The sequence below is a fragment of the Dellaglioa sp. CoH-57-MRSF-21 genome (assembly GCF_056781915.1).
This window is the reverse complement of the sequence record NZ_JBXAXU010000006.1, coordinates 36,484-52,718: the sequence shown is the minus strand read 5'-3', so window position 1 is coordinate 52,718 and position 16,235 is coordinate 36,484. Positions and strand designations below refer to the sequence as shown.

16 protein-coding genes, 1 other RNA gene and 1 other annotated feature are annotated in these 16,235 nt (G+C 33.6%); of the genes, 12 read left to right on the top strand and 5 right to left on the bottom strand.

Going from position 1 to position 16,235, the window contains the following annotated elements; all coding sequences use genetic code 11:
- The first annotated feature begins 13 nt into the window (after positions 1–13).
- The 5 genes from rplK (at position 14) to mprF (ending at position 5,590) form a co-directional block, all read left to right on the top strand.
- On the top strand, positions 14–439 hold the full coding sequence (rplK, locus tag AC1RPQ_RS06790; protein ID WP_409021537.1) for a 50S ribosomal protein L11: 426 nt from the start codon (positions 14–16) through the stop codon (positions 437–439).
- A 105-nt stretch (positions 440–544) separates the two neighbouring features.
- On the top strand, positions 545–1,228 hold the full coding sequence (rplA, locus tag AC1RPQ_RS06785; protein ID WP_409021536.1) for a 50S ribosomal protein L1: 684 nt from the start codon (positions 545–547) through the stop codon (positions 1,226–1,228).
- A gap of 63 nt (positions 1,229–1,291) precedes the next feature.
- Positions 1,292–1,407 (top strand) — a sequence feature (ribosomal protein L10 leader region).
- Positions 1,408–1,441: 34 nt separating this feature from the next.
- Positions 1,442–1,948, top strand: a complete 507-nt coding sequence (rplJ, locus tag AC1RPQ_RS06780) for a 50S ribosomal protein L10 (RefSeq protein ID WP_481761895.1) — start codon at positions 1,442–1,444, stop codon at positions 1,946–1,948.
- Positions 1,949–2,017: 69 nt separating this feature from the next.
- Positions 2,018–2,386, top strand: coding sequence for a 50S ribosomal protein L7/L12 (gene rplL, locus AC1RPQ_RS06775; protein WP_409021534.1), 369 nt, complete (start codon positions 2,018–2,020; stop codon positions 2,384–2,386).
- A gap of 594 nt (positions 2,387–2,980) precedes the next feature.
- Complete coding sequence (gene mprF / locus AC1RPQ_RS06770) at positions 2,981–5,590, top strand: bifunctional lysylphosphatidylglycerol flippase/synthetase MprF (RefSeq protein ID WP_481761896.1); 2,610 nt, start codon at positions 2,981–2,983, stop codon at positions 5,588–5,590.
- A 275-nt stretch (positions 5,591–5,865) separates the two neighbouring features.
- Here the strand turns inward: mprF and AC1RPQ_RS06765 are convergent, their stop codons facing one another.
- Complete coding sequence (locus tag AC1RPQ_RS06765; RefSeq protein ID WP_481761897.1) at positions 5,866–6,504, bottom strand: DUF998 domain-containing protein; 639 nt, start codon at positions 6,502–6,504, stop codon at positions 5,866–5,868.
- Between the two features lie 243 nt (positions 6,505–6,747).
- Between AC1RPQ_RS06765 and AC1RPQ_RS06760 the strand changes: the two genes are divergently transcribed.
- Both AC1RPQ_RS06760 and AC1RPQ_RS06755 read left to right on the top strand, forming a co-directional pair.
- Positions 6,748–8,088: a hemolysin family protein gene (locus tag AC1RPQ_RS06760; protein ID WP_481761898.1), complete on the top strand. Its 1,341-nt coding sequence runs from the start codon at positions 6,748–6,750 to the stop codon at positions 8,086–8,088.
- A 175-nt stretch (positions 8,089–8,263) separates the two neighbouring features.
- The gene (locus tag AC1RPQ_RS06755) at positions 8,264–8,800 is read left to right on the top strand and encodes a DUF1648 domain-containing protein (protein ID WP_481761899.1); all 537 of its coding nucleotides are present in this window, start codon (positions 8,264–8,266) and stop codon (positions 8,798–8,800) included.
- Between the two features lie 70 nt (positions 8,801–8,870).
- On the opposite strand, the gene nrdF is transcribed toward AC1RPQ_RS06755, so the two are convergent.
- The 4 genes from nrdF to nrdH are packed head-to-tail and all read right to left on the bottom strand — an operon-like array spanning position 8,871 to position 12,644.
- The gene (gene nrdF / locus AC1RPQ_RS06750; RefSeq protein ID WP_409021529.1) at positions 8,871–9,863 is read right to left on the bottom strand and encodes a class 1b ribonucleoside-diphosphate reductase subunit beta; all 993 of its coding nucleotides are present in this window, start codon (positions 9,861–9,863) and stop codon (positions 8,871–8,873) included.
- A gap of 21 nt (positions 9,864–9,884) precedes the next feature.
- Complete coding sequence (nrdE, locus tag AC1RPQ_RS06745; RefSeq protein WP_481761900.1) at positions 9,885–12,062, bottom strand: class 1b ribonucleoside-diphosphate reductase subunit alpha; 2,178 nt, start codon at positions 12,060–12,062, stop codon at positions 9,885–9,887.
- A complete protein-coding gene (nrdI, locus tag AC1RPQ_RS06740) occupies positions 12,034–12,414 on the bottom strand; it encodes a class Ib ribonucleoside-diphosphate reductase assembly flavoprotein NrdI (RefSeq protein WP_481761901.1) in 381 nt (126 codons plus the stop codon). The genes nrdE and nrdI overlap by 29 nt, the downstream gene beginning before the upstream one ends.
- Positions 12,414–12,644, bottom strand: a complete 231-nt coding sequence (gene nrdH, locus AC1RPQ_RS06735; RefSeq protein WP_481761902.1) for a glutaredoxin-like protein NrdH — start codon at positions 12,642–12,644, stop codon at positions 12,414–12,416. The genes nrdI and nrdH overlap by 1 nt, the downstream gene beginning before the upstream one ends.
- 213 nt (positions 12,645–12,857) lie before the next feature.
- Between nrdH and AC1RPQ_RS06730 the strand changes: the two genes are divergently transcribed.
- The 5 genes from AC1RPQ_RS06730 (at position 12,858) to AC1RPQ_RS06710 (ending at position 16,224) form a co-directional block, all read left to right on the top strand.
- Positions 12,858–13,460: a class I SAM-dependent methyltransferase gene (locus AC1RPQ_RS06730; RefSeq protein ID WP_481761903.1), complete on the top strand. Its 603-nt coding sequence runs from the start codon at positions 12,858–12,860 to the stop codon at positions 13,458–13,460.
- A complete protein-coding gene (tadA, locus tag AC1RPQ_RS06725; protein WP_409021525.1) occupies positions 13,461–13,955 on the top strand; it encodes a tRNA adenosine(34) deaminase TadA in 495 nt (164 codons plus the stop codon).
- A gap of 47 nt (positions 13,956–14,002) precedes the next feature.
- Positions 14,003–14,089: signal recognition particle sRNA small type (gene ffs / locus AC1RPQ_RS06720), an RNA gene on the top strand.
- An 87-nt stretch (positions 14,090–14,176) separates the two neighbouring features.
- On the top strand, positions 14,177–15,892 hold the full coding sequence (dnaX, locus tag AC1RPQ_RS06715; protein ID WP_481761904.1) for a DNA polymerase III subunit gamma/tau: 1,716 nt from the start codon (positions 14,177–14,179) through the stop codon (positions 15,890–15,892).
- Positions 15,893–15,909: 17 nt separating this feature from the next.
- Positions 15,910–16,224 carry a YbaB/EbfC family nucleoid-associated protein gene (locus AC1RPQ_RS06710; protein WP_409021523.1) on the top strand — a complete coding sequence of 105 codons (315 nt, stop codon included), beginning with the start codon at positions 15,910–15,912 and terminating at the stop codon, positions 16,222–16,224.
- Positions 16,225–16,235 lie beyond the last annotated feature (11 nt).

Genomic DNA, 16,235 nt, shown 5'->3' with positions numbered 1-16,235 from the left:
GGAGGTATGTCACGTGGCTAAAACAGTAGCAAACGTCGTTAAATTACAAATTCCAGCAGGGAAAGCAACTCCTGCTCCACCGGTTGGTCCTGCATTAGGACAAGCTGGTATTAATATCATGGGCTTTACAAAGGAATTCAATGCACGTACAGCTGACCAAGCTGGTATGTTAATTCCCGTTGTAATTAGTGTTTACGAAGATCGTTCATTCGATTTCGTTACAAAAACACCACCCGCAGCAGTTCTTTTAAAGAAAGCTGCAGGCGTTGAAAGTGGTTCTGGCGAACCTAACACTAAAAAAGTTGCAACAGTAACTAGTGCTCAAGTTCAACAAATCGCTGAAACTAAAATGCAAGATCTAAACGCTTCAGGTGTTGAATCTGCAATGCGCATGATCGAAGGAACTGCACGAAGCATGGGATTCGTTGTAGAAGGTTAATTCCTAACTACAAACACGCTTCTCGGTCGGATACTCTATGAAAATAGATGTATCAAGTGGGAGGTTTATCCGTTAGACCACATATTGCAAGGAGGAAAATTCAAGATGGCTAAAAAAGGTAAAAATTATCAAGACGCTTTAAAACAAGTTGAAGAAGGTAAAAACTATTCAATTACTGATGCAATCGCATTAGCTAAGAAAATGGACTTTGCTAAGTTTGACGCTACAATTGAACTTGCTTACAACTTAAACTTAGATACAAAACAAGCAGACCAACAATTACGTGGGGCTGTTGTACTTCCAAATGGTACTGGTAAAGACCAAACTGTTGTTGTATTCGCTAAAGGCGATAAAGCTAAAGCTGCACTTGCAGCCGGCGCTGACGTTGTTGGTGATGATGACTTGGTTGAACGTATTTCTGGTGGCTGGTTAGATTTTGATGTTGCTATTGCAACACCAGATATGATGGCCCAAGTTGGACGTTTAGGCCGTGTCTTAGGACCTAAAGGTTTAATGCCTAATCCTAAAACAGGTACTGTTACAATGGACGTTGAAAAAGCAGTTTCAGAATCTAAAGCCGGCAAGGTAACTTACCGTACTGATAGAGATGGAAATGTTCATGTTCCAATTGGTAAAGTATCATTTGATGATGCAGCATTAATTGGTAACTTTGATGTTATCAACGATGTTATTGTTAAAGCTCGCCCATCATCAGTTAAGGGTGGCTATATCAAACATTTATCTGTTGCTACAACATTTGGTCCAAGCTTAAACTTGGCTCAAAACTAATATTAGATAATTAAATTTCTTTAGTTGACCCATATATCTAACTGTGTTAAATTTATGGAAGTCAATTAATTTATGATTCTACCGAAGACTCAGGTGGCGCAAGCCTTAATTTACCTGCCGAGGAGTGAAGTATTACTCTCTCTGTGTCTTGGTGGACACGGAGTTTTTTTATTGTAAAAAAGCTCTGACACGACTACAGGAGGTGAATCAATTATGAGTAAAGAATTTATCGCACAAAAAGCATTAATTGTGGATGAAGTAACTGAAAAATTCAATAACGCTGCATCTGCAGTTGTTGTGGATTACCGTGGTTTAACGGTTGAACAAGTGACTGCATTACGTAAGGAATTACGCGAAGCAGGCGTTGAAATGAAAGTTATCAAAAACAAGATTTTAGTACGTGCTGCTGAAAAAGCAGGGTATGAAGGTATGGAAGAAGTATTTTCTGGACCTACTGCAGTCGCATTTTCTAGCGAAGATGTTGTTGCACCTGCACGTATTATGGCTAATTTTGCTAAGACTGCTGAAGCACTTAGCATTAAAGGTGGTGTCATTGAAGGTAAAGTTGCAACGTTAGAAGAAATTAACGCTCTTGCTACATTACCTAGTCGTGATGGCTTACTTTCAATGTTACTTTCAGTATTACAAGCACCTGTTCGCAACGTTGCTTATGCAATTAACGCTGTTGCAGAAAGTAAAGACGAAGAACCTGCTGCTTAATACTTAGCATCTATGATCGGTACCTAAAGGTACACACAAAATCGTACACATAAAATGGAGGATACACACATGTCATTAGATACAGAAAAAATCATTGCTGATTTAAAAGAAGCAAGCATTTTAGATTTAAACGACTTAGTTAAAGCAATCGAAGAAGAATTCGGTGTTTCAGCTGCTGCTCCTGTAGCTGCTGCTGGCGCTGGTGCTGGCGAAGCTGCTGCTGAAAAATCAGAATTTACTGTTGAATTAACAGAAGCTGGCGACCAAAAAGTTAAAGCTATCAAAGCCGTTCGCGAAATTACAGGTTTAGGCCTTAAAGACGCTAAAGGTTTAGTTGATAACATTCCATCAGTTATCAAAGAAGGTATTTCTAAAGACGAAGCTGAAGCAATGAAAGCTTCTTTAGAAGAAGTTGGCGCAGTAGTTACTCTCAAATAATAATATTTTTATTTTTGAATAATTTTAAGCACGATGATTTCCAATTTATTGGAAATCATCGTGCTATTTTTTTGCAAAATGTTTGGTTATGTTAATAAATCGTGGTAAGGTATTTAAATAAACATATATCTGAAAAAATATTGAATAAAATGGACAAAATGTAGAGGGGGTAAGCTATAAACGAACATAATTAGAAGCGTCTATTTAAAGGATAGCGATAACTATTCCAATATTAGCGTTTGAAATCTCTTTAAAATTAGAAATTCGTCGAATTATTAATTAATGTTAAACTTTTTCTATATACATCATTAGTTATTTATTAATGTCCACAGTTTGGCATGATCACCAGCGCTTATTTAAAATTAGTTAGTATGTAGATAAAAGAGTTAATTTAGAAATAGTAACTAGATCGAAGCAAATTATTTTTATGGTGATGTTAGTTATTTTATACCAAATTTTACATAGACTACATTAATTTTATTAACGATATAGACTTTATTGTGAAATGAAGGTTACGTAGAACAAAAGAAAAAATAGTATTATATATTCCGGGGGGAGTATAAGTAACAAAAAATAAATCGGGGGATTCAAAAAATGAAAAAAATAATTAGTACGTGTAATGAATTTATTAAAAAAAGATTAACAGCAATTAAGCTTTTATTTGTTTTATCAGTTTTAATTTTTGTTATTATCCAAGTTGGACAAATATTTAAGGATATAAATGGTGAACAAGTTCAGCAAAGTTTTGAATCACAGTCAGTAAAATCCATTATATTAATGTTGGTAATTGGATTTATTGCTGTCCTTCCGATGATGATTTATGATTTTGTCATGGTTAAATTTTTACCAGAAAAGTATTCTTGGCGATACATTCTTCAAAGCGGTTGGATAACGAATACAATGACTAACATAGCAGGATTTGGTGGCCTACTAGGTGCATCACTTAGAGCTAATTTTTATAGTAAAAATGCGTCTAAAAAACAGGTGCTATTTGCTATATCAAAAATAGCATTATTTTTAGTTGCGGGTCTATCACTATATTGTTGGGTTTCTTTATTCATGATTTTTGGATTAAATATTGGACCACAATTCGGACAGTATTGGGTCTGGTTGTTATTAGGTGGCCTATATTTTCCAATTGTTTTTATTATTACAAAGACAAGAGATTCAGAATTTTTTGCAGATTTAACATTAGGTCGTGAACTAACGTTAATACTTGGCTCTTCCTTAGAATGGGGATCTGCTGGTTTATTTTTCATTTATATCGGATTTATGATGAATGTTGATACATCTAATTTAGTTGCTGTCTTCCCGTTATTTATTATCGCATCAATTATCGGTGTTATTTCAATGATTCCGGGTGGGTTAGGTTCTTTTGATGTCTTTATGATTTTAGGGTTACAAACATTAGGTGTACAGGATAGCACAGCTGTTATCTGGTTATTGTTTTATCGATTATTTTATTATATATTCCCATTCTTAGTGGGGGTATTATTATTCGTTAAAGATTCAGGACATCGTCTTAATGAGTACTTAAATGGACTACCAGTTATCTTACTCAGTAGAGTAGCACATTTTATACTTGTGTTATTTTTCTATATGACAGGTATCATCTTATTACTTGCTTCAACGGTTCCAGAATTTACATTTACTAATCCAATTATTAATTACTTATATCCTTATACCTTTTATTTCATTCATCAAATGAGTAATATTATACTTGCATTCTTAATGATTGGGATTGGTCGAGGTATTGAATCTAAAGTTAAACGTGTCTATTGGCCAATGATTATCTTTGTTGTCGTGGGTATTGCTAATACATTGTGGCATGATTTCTCAGTAACAATACTTATTTTCTTAACTATCATTCTCATTTGTGCACTATTATCTAAACCAATATTTTATCGTGAAAGATTTGAATATTCATGGGGCCGTTTATTAATTGATGGAAGTATATTTGCTGGAACATTCATTTTATACACAATCGTAGGATTCTATAACATGCCAGAATTCCACTTTAAGGGTAAAGTTCCAGATGTATTCTTATTTCCTTCAGAAAAGATATGGCTATCAGGATTCCTAGGTTTACTTTCTGCAGTTGTGGTGTTATGGATTGCATTTACGTACTTATCTGGTAAGGATAAACGATTTGGTAAGCAAGATTTTCCAGCAGATCGTGTTAAAAATGTAATTGATACTTATGGTGGTAATGAAGTCAGTCATCTTTCATTTTTAAAGGATAAAAATGTTTATTTCTATCAAAATGATGGACAGGACGAAGTATTTTTCCTTTATCAAAAAAAATCGAATAAATTAGTGGTTATGGGTGAACCTGTTGGTAATCATGAGTTTATTCGTGAAGCAATTAATCAATTTATTGTTGACGCAGATATTGAAGGATTAGAATTAGTTTTTTATGAAGTTGATGCGAAGTTAACAATGATGTTACATGAAGTTGGATTTGATTTCATTAAAACGGGTGAAGAAGGTTTTGTTAGAGTAGCTGAATTTGAATTGGCTGGTAAAAAAAGACGTTCTGAACGTGCTTTAATGAATAAATTTGAACGAGAAAACTATACATTTGCAATGATCGAGCCCCCTTATTCAAAGGAAACTATTCAAGAATTGAAAAAAATATCTGATAGTTGGCTGAATGGACAAGCTGAAAAAGGATTTTCTTTAGGATTTTTCGATGAATATTATCTTAATCAAGCGCCTATTGCTATTATTAATGATTCTGAGGGACATAAGGTTGCCTTTGCGACAATGATGCCAACCGGAAATAATAGGGTCTTATCGATTGATTTGATGAGATATAGTAGAGAAGAAGCGCCATCTGGTATTATGGATAAAATCTTTATTAGCCTTTTTCAACAAGCAAAAGAAGGCGGCTATGAATTATTCGATATGGGTATGGCACCATTGTCGAATGTAGGTGAATCTAAATTTAGTTTTGCGGAAGAAAAAATAGCTCATTTAATTTATGAATATGGGTATCATTTTTATGGTTTCCAGGGACTAAAGAAGTATAAAAATAAATATGTAACTAAATGGCAGCCAAAATATATTTCATTTAGGAAACGTAGTTCGATTGCCTTTACGTTATTACAGATTTTAGCAGTTGTAAATCAAAAAAAATCAGTAGATAAAAAGGATAGAATGCCTAGCCCTATAATGAAGTTTTTAATAAAGAATATTAGATAATATAGTATATTAAAAGGGTAGAGATATATATTATTTGAGACACCAAGACATAATTCCGGTAAAATATCGGAATTATGTCTTTTAATTTGCAAGAAATACGTTTGTTATGAAGCAAAAGAAACTCTAAATGTAGTGAACAAATAGTTAATTTAACGTACTTTTAGTCTGGAAACTGCGTATGATGATTGCTTTCTTACTCGATTATTTAGATATAAAAATGCCTCACAATTACTAGACTTATGTCTAATAATTGTGAGGCATTTCATTAATTAGTATTATCTTTTTTTAAACATATTTTTGATAGAGATTAATAAAAATGGCATATAGAGTAACCATAAATTTAAACGTTGCCACAAACCACGATAAGGAATTTTAAATTGTGAATCTGGCATAATTCTTGGATAAACAAATAAAAATTGAATTCCTAGTGAAATAATAAAGGCAACTAATAAAAGGGTTGTAATTAGTTTTTTACCTTGCTTTTGATAGAGTTTTAATAAAAAAAACATACTAATCAAAAGAGCGGTGTCGCCAATGCCTGACGAATAATTGTGGATCATACCCGTAATGCTTTGTGTATTTGATGTGAGTGCACGATCGAAAATTCCTGTTAAAAGACAATCGGTCATACTAAAAATAATTAACATAGCGGTAAACCAGCTGGCTAATTTTTTTGACGTACCTTTAAAATATTCATAGAAAGCTGGTGCTGAAAGTAAGAAAAGAAGTCCATTTATAACTTCCCAAACTTTAAATGCCATATGAGTTGGAACGCCAACTTCCCCAAAATCACTAATTAAATTAGTGAATTGCAAATAACCAGGTACAAATGGTGCTAATGCTAAAGGCAAAATCCACTCACTTATAACGGCAAGTGCCATTAAATAAAAACCATATTTCTTTAAAAAATTCATTATAGATCCCCAATTCTAATTATTTATATGATAATTTTATTATAACTTATTTAAGTAATAGTTGTTTACGAAAAGGCTAATTAAAAATGACACTTCTTAATTATAATTAAGATAATACCAAGATATATCGATTTAGATAGCCTTATTTTAGATATAATGATAAAGTGTTAACTAGTTTATGAACAATATTTTTGATATAATGGAAGTTAAGAAATTACAACAAATTGAAAGTAGGGTGTTACCTTGGATTCTGGTCCGGAAAATTATTTAGTGAATGTAATTGTTATTATCGCAATATTACTTTTGTCTGTGTTATTTACACTGACTGAGTATGCGTTGGTTCGTGTCCGTATTAGTGCATTGAAAGATATGTATGGGAAAAAGCCGCTTAAAAATATTAAGCGGGCTATTCATATGACGGAGAACCTAACGGAGTATCTGTCAACGGCCCAAGTTGGAATCACTTCAACTAGTTTGATTTTAGGTTGGATTGGTGAAAAAACAATAGCAGATGCGATTATACAATCAAATATATTACCCGCGGCTATGGCAAATGCTATTGCATCGGTTGCTGCAATTCTTATTTTTACTGTTATTCATGCTGTTTTTACTGATTTAGTACCTAAAAATATTGCAATTGCAGATCCATTGCCAGTATTATTATTTATTGTCCGTCCTATTATGTTTTTCCATATTGTGTTATACCCATTAATTTGGATTTTAGATCGTTCAGCAAATTGGATTACGCATTTGTTAGGTTATGAAGTTGAAAATGAAGAAGATATTTATTCGCAAACTGAAATTCTCTCATTATCTCGATTATCCGCAAATGCTGGTGAACTTGATGAAGAAGATTTAACATTCATGCGACGAGCATTTGATATGAATGATAAAGTGGCAGAAGATATCATGATTGACCGAACATCGATGGTTGCAGTAGACGTAGACGATTCAATTAGAAACGTTGTTAATTTATATTGGAGAACTAGATATTCAAGGTTCCCAGTTATTGCTAACAATGATAAAGATAAAGTTATCGGGTACGTTTATAGTTATGATTTATTGCGACAGGAAAAAATTGATAAGACAAATTTGATTTCAACAATTATGCGTGATATTCCGGCCGTTCAAGAAAATGCTGAAGTTCATAGTATTATGGATGTTATGGTATCTAAGAGAACACCAATCGTTATCGTCGTTAATGAGTATGGTGGGACTTCAGGGATTGTTACAGATAAAGATATCTATGAAGAATTATTTGGTGTTGTTAGAGAAGAATTTGATGATACGAATGACGATAATATAGTAGATATGGGAAACAATAAATTTAAAGTTTCAGGTAAAGTGACATTATATGATTTTGAAAGATATTTTGATACAACGCTTAAAGAAACGGAAGAAAGTGAAGCGGTGACGCTTACTGGATTTGTGCTTAATAATGACTCAAAATTTCGAGCTAATGATGAAATGAAAATTGCTAATTTTAATATTAAGGCATTGGACTATGAAAATGCTTATATTTCAGAATTTGAAGTAACTGTTTTACCAACAGATAAAAGAGTGATTAACAAAGTGAACGCTTAAAAAAATAGTATTTAGGGTTAGTTTTTAATTAGCTCTAAATGCTATTTTTTTTACTACATTACTGGTAAGGATTATAGCTTGCCAATTGGTAAAAGTAGTAACCATATTAATTTGAATCAAACGACTATTTCGAATTATTTAAAATGGTCACAATATCTGGTAGGAGGAGACAATTATGAAAAATAAAAGGAATATCAGCGCCATCTTATTTGGATTTGTTCCAATGATTATGGGAGTAGTTTTGTATCACAAATTACCCAATAAAATTCCGATTCACTGGAATATAGGTGGTAATATTGATCAGTATGGTGATAAAAATCTAGTTATTATTGGGTTCCCATTATTGATGATTTTAATCAATGTGGTGATAATGGTAATAGATAACACTAATCGTCAAAATAAGAAACTAGATACAGCTTTAATTTGGATTACGCCAATCTTATCAATACTTTTAGCAACAATGATATTTGCTACCGCGTTGGGACATCAGGTTAATATTATTAGCAGTGTTGCACTGATAGTGGGAACATTGCTGATCATCTTAGGAAACTATGCGCCTAAAACGGTTCCTAATAAATATACCAACTTTAGGATGAAGAAAATAACGCAGGATTCTAGTCATCGTGAGAAATTAAATCGTTTATCAGGTGTATGGATGGTCATTATAGGAATATTGATACTTTGTGCGGGAATAGTGGGAATGTTACTGTAATTGTAAAGTTAAAACTGTTAAATAAAAAATCCTTACTATCAGTTTTTAGGCTGATAGTAAGGATTTTTTTCTAACGTTTAGGACGACGTTTCATTTGGCCGCTTTCACCAATTTCATAATCTGAATCATCCATTGATTCCACACTACCAAGTAAGTAGCCATTACCAACTTGAGAGAAGAAATCATGATTAGATGTTGATGTTGAAATTCCGTTCATGACAACAGGATTAACATCAGAAGCTGTATCAGGGAACAAAGGATCTTGGCCTAAATTCATTAGAGCTTTGTTGGCATTGTAACGTAAGAAGGTTAAAACTTCTTCAGTCCAACCAACTTCATCATAAAGTTCATGGGTATATTTTTCTTCGTTTTCATATAATTCAAACAGAAGGTCATACATCCAGGTCTTCATTTTACCTTGTTCTTCTTCAGAAAGTTCGTTGAATCCTAATTGGAATTTATAGCCAATGAAGGTACCATGAACAGATTCATCACGTAAAATTAATTTAATAATTTCAGCAACGTTTGCCAGTTTGTTATGGCCTAAATAGTAAAGTGGCGTATAGAAACCAGAGTAGAATAAGAACGTTTCAAGAAAAACAGAAGCAACTTTTTTCTCCAATGGTGACCCGTTTTGGTAAATACCATTAATACGTTGTGCTTTTTTTTGTAAAAATTCGTTTTTGTCTGTCCATTCGAAAATTTCAGTAATCTCTGAAGCTGTATTCAACGTTGAAAAAATTGATGAATAACTTTTAGCATGAACCGATTCCATAAATTGAATATTATTTAAAACAGCTTCTTCGTGGGCAGTCCGTGTATCATGACGCAACGCTTCCATCCCATCTTGTGATTGCACCGTATCCAACAATGTTAGCCCACCAAAATCATGACCAACTAATGTTTTTTCTGCAGGACTCAGTGTACGCCAATCATCTAAATCATTTGAAAGGGGGATACGTGTATCTAACCAAAATTGTTCTGTTAGTTTTTCCCAAGTTGCTTTATCAACTTGATCTTCAACTTCGTTCCAATTAATTGCTTTGTAACTATCATTATTCATTTAACTTTCCTCCGTTACAGTTTAGATAACACAACTCTCACAAGCGTTTGCGCCAACTTCTTCTTGATCATCAGTAAAGGTTCTGATGTAGTAAATTGACTTAATACCTTTATTATACGCATAATTACGCAAAATGTTTAAGTCACGTGTTGTCATTTTATCTGTCCGACCATTTTTCCATTCGTAGAGGCCTTCAGGAATCGTTGAACGCATGAATAAAGTTAAACTAAGTGATTGATCGATATGTTCCTGTGCAGCAGCGTAAACGTCAATAACTTTACGCATATCCATGTCGTATGCAGAAGTATAGTATGGAATCGTGTCATTTGAAAGGTAAGGAGCTGGATAGTAAATCTTTCCAATTTTCTTTTCTTGACGCTCTTCGATTCGGTTAATAATTGGGTGAAGACTGGCAGTAGTATCGTTAATATATGAAATAGAGCCATTAGGTGCAACAGCCAATCTATTTTGATGATAAAGACCGTCAGTTTGAATATTAGCTTTCAAAGTCGCCCAATCTTCTTGATTAGGGATGTCGATGCCATCAAATAAGGCAGCAACTTTATCAGAAGTAGGGCCCCAATCTTCGTTAAGATACTTATCAAAGTAGGTACCAGTTGCATAAGTACTTTTTTCAAAGTTATGGAATGTTTCATTTTTTTCTTTAGCGATAGCATTTGATGATTTTAATGAGTAATAGTTAAGCATCATAAAATAAACACTAGTGAAATCGATTGAGTCTTCTGAACCATAATGCATATGGTTTTTAGCGAAGTAGGCATGTAAGCCCATTGCACCTAAACCGATGGTATGCGCTAAGTTATTTCCATGTTGAATAGGAGGCACAACATCAATATCTGAACTATCAGTTACAAAAGTTAAAGCGCGAACCATTGAATCAACTGAACGGCCAAAATCTGGAGAAGCCATCATATTAACAATGTTAGTTGAGCCTAAGTTACATGAAATATCAGTCCCCATAACATCGTAGCCTTGTGCATTATTCACAGTTGATGGTGTCTGAACCTGCATGATTTCTGAACAAAGATTACTCATAATGATTTTACCATCAATTGGGTTTGCGCGATTTGCTGTATCAACATTGACAATATAAGGATAGCCTGACTCTTGTTGCAGCTTAGAAATTTCAGTTTCTAATTCGCGGGCAAGAATCGTTTTTTTACTAATATTTTTATTGGCAACCATATTGTCATATTCTTTTGTGATATCAACATAGGAATAAGGGACTCCATATTCTCTTTCAACACCGTAGGGATCGAAAAGATACATCGTTGCATTATCTTTAATGAGTTCGTAAAATTTATCAGGTACAGTGATGCCTAGTGATAAAGTTTTAACACGGATTTTTTCATCAGCATTTTCTTTTTTAGCTGACAGGAAAGCAACAATATCTGGATGGAAGACGTCTAAATAGACAACTCCAGCACCTTGACGCTGTCCTAGTTGGTTAGAATATGAAAAACTATCTTCTAATAATTTCATAACGGGTAGAACACCAGAAGCAGCGCCCTCAATCCCTTTAATTGGTGCACCTGCGCCACGTAAATTACTGAGCGTAATACCAACACCACCACCAATTCGAGATAATTGAAGTGCTGAGTTAATGCCACGTCCAATACCATTCATATCATCAGTAATTTGAATTAGGAAGCAAGAAACTAATTCTCCACGACGTTTACGACCGGCATTTAAGAAACTAGGTGTAGCAGGTTGGTAACGTTGATGAATCATTTCGTCAGCTAAATTCATAGCTAGTTCTGTATTACCATCAGCAAAGTAAAGAACGTTCATTGCAACACGATCAATATAATTTTCAAGGTAATAGGCATTATTATCAGTTTTAAGTGCGTATTGAGCATAAAATTTGTAGGCAGCCATAAATGTACCGAAATGGAATTTTTGAGCTGCTAAATAAGCGTAGAGCTCCTCTATAAATGAGAAGTCATATTTATTATAAAAATCAGTTTCAATATAGTTGTTGTCAATTAAATAATCAAAACGTGCTTTTAATGAATCAAATTGCATTGTATTTTCAGCAACATTTTCTTTCAAAAAGGCGGTTAAGGCTTCTTGATCTTTTTGAAGTGGGATTTGACCGTCTACGGGAATATTAATTTCATTATTTAAATCATAATAAGTGACTTTATCACTATTTAACGTTTTTAATGTCAATTTCATCAACTACTTTCTTCATATTGATTACATCTTCTTCAGTGCCATTGAATTCAAATTCATATAATAATGGGACGTGATAGTCGGTTGCGATATCTTTGGCTGTAAAAATAAAAAGTTGGGCGAAGTTGCGGTTCCCACCGCCAACAACACCCAGTATATTTTCTCTATTTGATTGATATTCAATAAAGTCGTTGACCGATTCAGTGAGCCCAATTTCATAAGTTGGAACAATTAAAATATAGGGTTCATTTAATTCAATAAGCGGGTTTGTTGGATCGATTTCAAATGAAGGATAGCCAATTTTATTGATGAAGCGTCGTGTTTGTCCAGTAATGCTAAAGAAAACAATTTTCATTAGACTGCCAACTTTTTAAGCATATCAGGACGAAATCCTGCGATTGTATCGAATCCAGTAGCTTCTATAACAGGAACAGCTTGGAAACCTTGGCCTTTCAAGTAATCGATTGCGTTATCGTCTTCGGAAATGTTACGTTCATCAAAGTCGACGTTGTTTTCTTCTAAAAAACGTTTTGTCATTTTGCATTGGATGCAGTTGTTTTTTGTAAATACAGTAACTTTTTTCATTATATAAATTCCCCTTTGTTGTTTTGTTTAATAAGATAAGTATACAACACATAATCCAAAAATCAATTGAAAAAAACACTACATTTAGTGTGATTTTAAGTTGCATCACACAAGATGTAGTGTTCAAGGTCTTGGATTGTTTATATTAAATTTTGATTGCGAAAATTCGATTTTCTCCGTATTATAGAAACTATTGAGAAAGTAGGTAAAAATATGACGAATTATTATTTTTCGAAAAATCCAGATGTTATTCATGATGAAAAAGAATGGACATTTAAACTGTTGAACAACGAGTTTAAGTTTACCACAGATAATGGTGTATTTTCAAAAAAAACAGTCGATTTTGGTTCAAGAGTTTTATTAAATGCAGTTGAGCAACAAAAAATAATTCCGGGAAATATTTTAGATGTTGGATGTGGATACGGTCCAATAGGACTTGCTATAGCCAAGAATCAACCAGAACGAAAAATAGACATGACAGATGTAAACGAATTAGCATTAGAATTAGCAAAGAAGAACGCGGTAATCAATAAAATTAATAATATAGAAGTTTTTGAATCTGCCGCATACAGTCATGTAAAAAAGACAGATTATGCTGCAATTCTTACAAACCCGCCTATTAGAGCAGGCAAAGAGGTCGTTCATGAAATTTTAAGTGGCGCATTCGACCATTTAAAAGTTGGCGGACAATTGTTTGCTGTATTACAAAAGAAACAAGGGGCAAGTTCGGCTCAAAAGAGAATGACTGAAGTTTTTGGTAATTGTGACATTATTTTAAAAGATAAAGGTTACTATATTTTAATGAGTGTGAAGTAAATGGTAGAAAAATTAACTGAAGAACAAAAAGAATTTTTTATGCGCGAAGCTTTATATGAAGCAAGAAATGCAAAAATTATTGGTGAAGTACCAATTGGCTGTGTTGTTGTACAAAATGGTGAGATTATTGGACGAGGCCATAATATTCGTGAACACGTGCAAGATGCAACCCTTCACGCTGAAATTTTAGCCATCCAAGAAGCCTGTGCTACGATTCATAGCTGGCGTCTTGTAGATGCGCAATTATTCGTAACACTAGAACCATGCCCAATGTGTAGTGGTGCGATTATCAATTCAAGAATCCCCGAAGTTTACTTTGGTGCATTTGATCCTAAAGCAGGAACTGCAGGCAGCATTGGGAACTTATTAACGGATGAACGATTTAATCATCAAGCAAAAGTAGAATCTGGATTATTATTAGATGAAGCCAAAGACCTACTCCAATCATTCTTTAGAGAAGTTCGTCGTAAAAGAAAAGAAAAAAAGCAATCATAAAGGTAGCTTTTTGTTGGAATTTAATGTATTATAATAATTGCCGCAAGGCCTTAAGGCAATAGTGTGCTTACGAATTGTGTCAGATCCGGAAGGAAGCAGCACTAAGTTTGATTCACTTTGTGCCTTAAGTAATTATGATTATTTAAGACTCTTAGTCAGAAATGGCTGAGAGATTTTTTTATTTAAAAAGCTATTTATAGATTTTGAAAGGAGAGATTGTGATGAGTTACCAAGCTTTATACCGTGTCTGGCGTCCACAAAAATTTAGTGATTTAGTTGGACAAAACATGATTACGCAGACGTTGAAAAATGCAATTATGACACAACAAACAAGTCATGCATACATTTTTAATGGTCCACGTGGAACAGGTAAAACGTCCGCAGCTAAAATTTTTGCTAAGGCAGTTAATTGTCACTTCCAGGAAAATGGCGAACCATGTAACAAATGTGAGACATGTATCGCTATTACGAATGGTCAATTAAACGATGTTATCGAAATTGATGCCGCTTCTAATAATGGGGTTGAAGAAATTCGTGATATCCGTGACAAAGTAAAGTATGCACCCACACAAGCTGATTTTAAAATCTATATTATTGATGAAGTTCATATGCTATCTACGGGTGCTTTTAATGCACTCTTGAAGACGCTTGAAGAACCACCTGAAAATGTTATTTTTATTCTTGCTACAACGGAACCACATAAGATTCCAGCAACCATTATTTCTAGAACTCAGAAATTTGATTTCAAGCGTATTACGCCAGCTGACAGTTATGAACGAATGGTTTATATTTTGTCTGAAAAAGGAATTGAATATGAAGAACCAGCGCTTAAAGTTATCGCTAAAGCAGCTGAAGGTGGAATGCGGGATGCTTTGAGTATTTTAGATCAGGTCATTTCATTCGGTGATAACAAGGTGACTTTGGATAATGCTTTGTTAGTAACCGGTAGTGTAACACAGGATAAAATACAGAATTACGTCACGGAAGTTAGTCAAAAAGCGACTACTGAGGCATTAGAAACGATACAAGCAATTATAGACGAAGGTAAAGATTCAACTAGATTAATCGAAGATTTAATTGCCTATAGTCGTGATTTACTATTATATCAGCAAGCACCAGCACTTATTAATCAACTAGAATTAGGGATGGTTAATGATGATTTTAAAAACTTATCACAGACTATTTCTGCTGATTTCTTATACCAAATGATAAATGTTTTAAATGAAATTCAACAACAAATGCGATTTACAACACATCCAGATGTTTATTTAGAAGTATTAACAATTCGATTATCACAATTTAATACCTCTGATACGATTGCGGAGACGACTCAATCAGAATTAAGTTCAGATGCATCTAAACAAATTAATAATTTAACTAAAACAGTTGAAGACTTGAAAAAGCAAATAATTGATTTAAGTCAGAATGATAATCAACCGCAAGTGGCAGTAATAGCTAAGCCTAAAAAAGTTGCCTCTACTCAAAAAAAAGCAACATTAAATTTATCTCAAATTTATCCTATTTTAGATCACGCAACAAAAGAAAGTTTGGTACAATTAAAACAGGTTTGGCCAGAGTTGTTGCATCAACTTTCAGTTACACAACGTGCGATTATGCAAGCTAGTGAACCGGTTGCGGCTAGTCCTGACAGTGTACTTGTTAGTTTTAATTACGAATTCTTGTCTGTCAAAGCTTCAAGTGATACAGAGTTACTCGATGCTTTAGGTAATGGGTTAGATCGATTATTACATCATGTCCCTAAGGTGGTCTGTATTACAGCAGAGCAATGGCCAGAAGTCCGAAAATCTTACATTAAACAAAATGAGCACGAGGGAACTGAAACAATTATTGAGCCAGAACCTGAAGTAGTAGAACCAATTGTTTCAAAAGCTGAAGAAATTTTTGGAACAGAAAATATAGAAATTAAACAGGATTAGAAAGGAAGTAATTAATAATGATGCGTGGAAATGGTAATATGCAAGGTATGATGAAACAAATGCAAAAATTACAAAAAGATATGACAAAAGACCAAGAGGCTTTGAATGCAACTGAATTTGTTGGCGAAGCTTCAAATGATTTAGTTAAGGTAACCTTTACAGGGGACAAAAAAATGACTGATATCATGATTAAAGAAGAAGCAGTCGATCCTGATGATGTTGATATGTTACAAGATTTAATTATTATGGCTGTTAATGATGCTATGACAAAAATTGAAAAAACAACAACTGATAAATTGGGTAAATATTCTCAAGGGATGCCTGGACTATAAACTTAAAATTA

Excerpts from the sequence above, each read along its gene's own strand:
- rplA (WP_409021536.1), top strand. The coding sequence starts at position 545 with ATGGCTAAAAAAGGTAAAAATTATCAAGACGCTTTAAAACAAGTTGAA.
- rplJ (WP_481761895.1), top strand. The coding sequence starts at position 1,442 with ATGAGTAAAGAATTTATCGCACAAAAAGCATTAATTGTGGATGAAGTA.
- rplL (WP_409021534.1), top strand. The coding sequence starts at position 2,018 with ATGTCATTAGATACAGAAAAAATCATTGCTGATTTAAAAGAAGCAAGC.
- mprF (WP_481761896.1), top strand. The coding sequence starts at position 2,981 with ATGAAAAAAATAATTAGTACGTGTAATGAATTTATTAAAAAAAGATTA.
- AC1RPQ_RS06765 (WP_481761897.1), bottom strand. The coding sequence starts at position 6,504 with ATGAATTTTTTAAAGAAATATGGTTTTTATTTAATGGCACTTGCCGTT.
- AC1RPQ_RS06755 (WP_481761899.1), top strand. The coding sequence starts at position 8,264 with ATGAAAAATAAAAGGAATATCAGCGCCATCTTATTTGGATTTGTTCCA.
- nrdF (WP_409021529.1), bottom strand. The coding sequence starts at position 9,863 with ATGAATAATGATAGTTACAAAGCAATTAATTGGAACGAAGTTGAAGAT.
- nrdE (WP_481761900.1), bottom strand. The coding sequence starts at position 12,062 with ATGAAATTGACATTAAAAACGTTAAATAGTGATAAAGTCACTTATTAT.
- nrdI (WP_481761901.1), bottom strand. The coding sequence starts at position 12,414 with ATGAAAATTGTTTTCTTTAGCATTACTGGACAAACACGACGCTTCATC.
- nrdH (WP_481761902.1), bottom strand. The coding sequence starts at position 12,644 with ATGAAAAAAGTTACTGTATTTACAAAAAACAACTGCATCCAATGCAAA.
- AC1RPQ_RS06730 (WP_481761903.1), top strand. The coding sequence starts at position 12,858 with ATGACGAATTATTATTTTTCGAAAAATCCAGATGTTATTCATGATGAA.
- tadA (WP_409021525.1), top strand. The coding sequence starts at position 13,461 with ATGGTAGAAAAATTAACTGAAGAACAAAAAGAATTTTTTATGCGCGAA.
- dnaX (WP_481761904.1), top strand. The coding sequence starts at position 14,177 with ATGAGTTACCAAGCTTTATACCGTGTCTGGCGTCCACAAAAATTTAGT.
- AC1RPQ_RS06710 (WP_409021523.1), top strand. The coding sequence starts at position 15,910 with ATGATGCGTGGAAATGGTAATATGCAAGGTATGATGAAACAAATGCAA.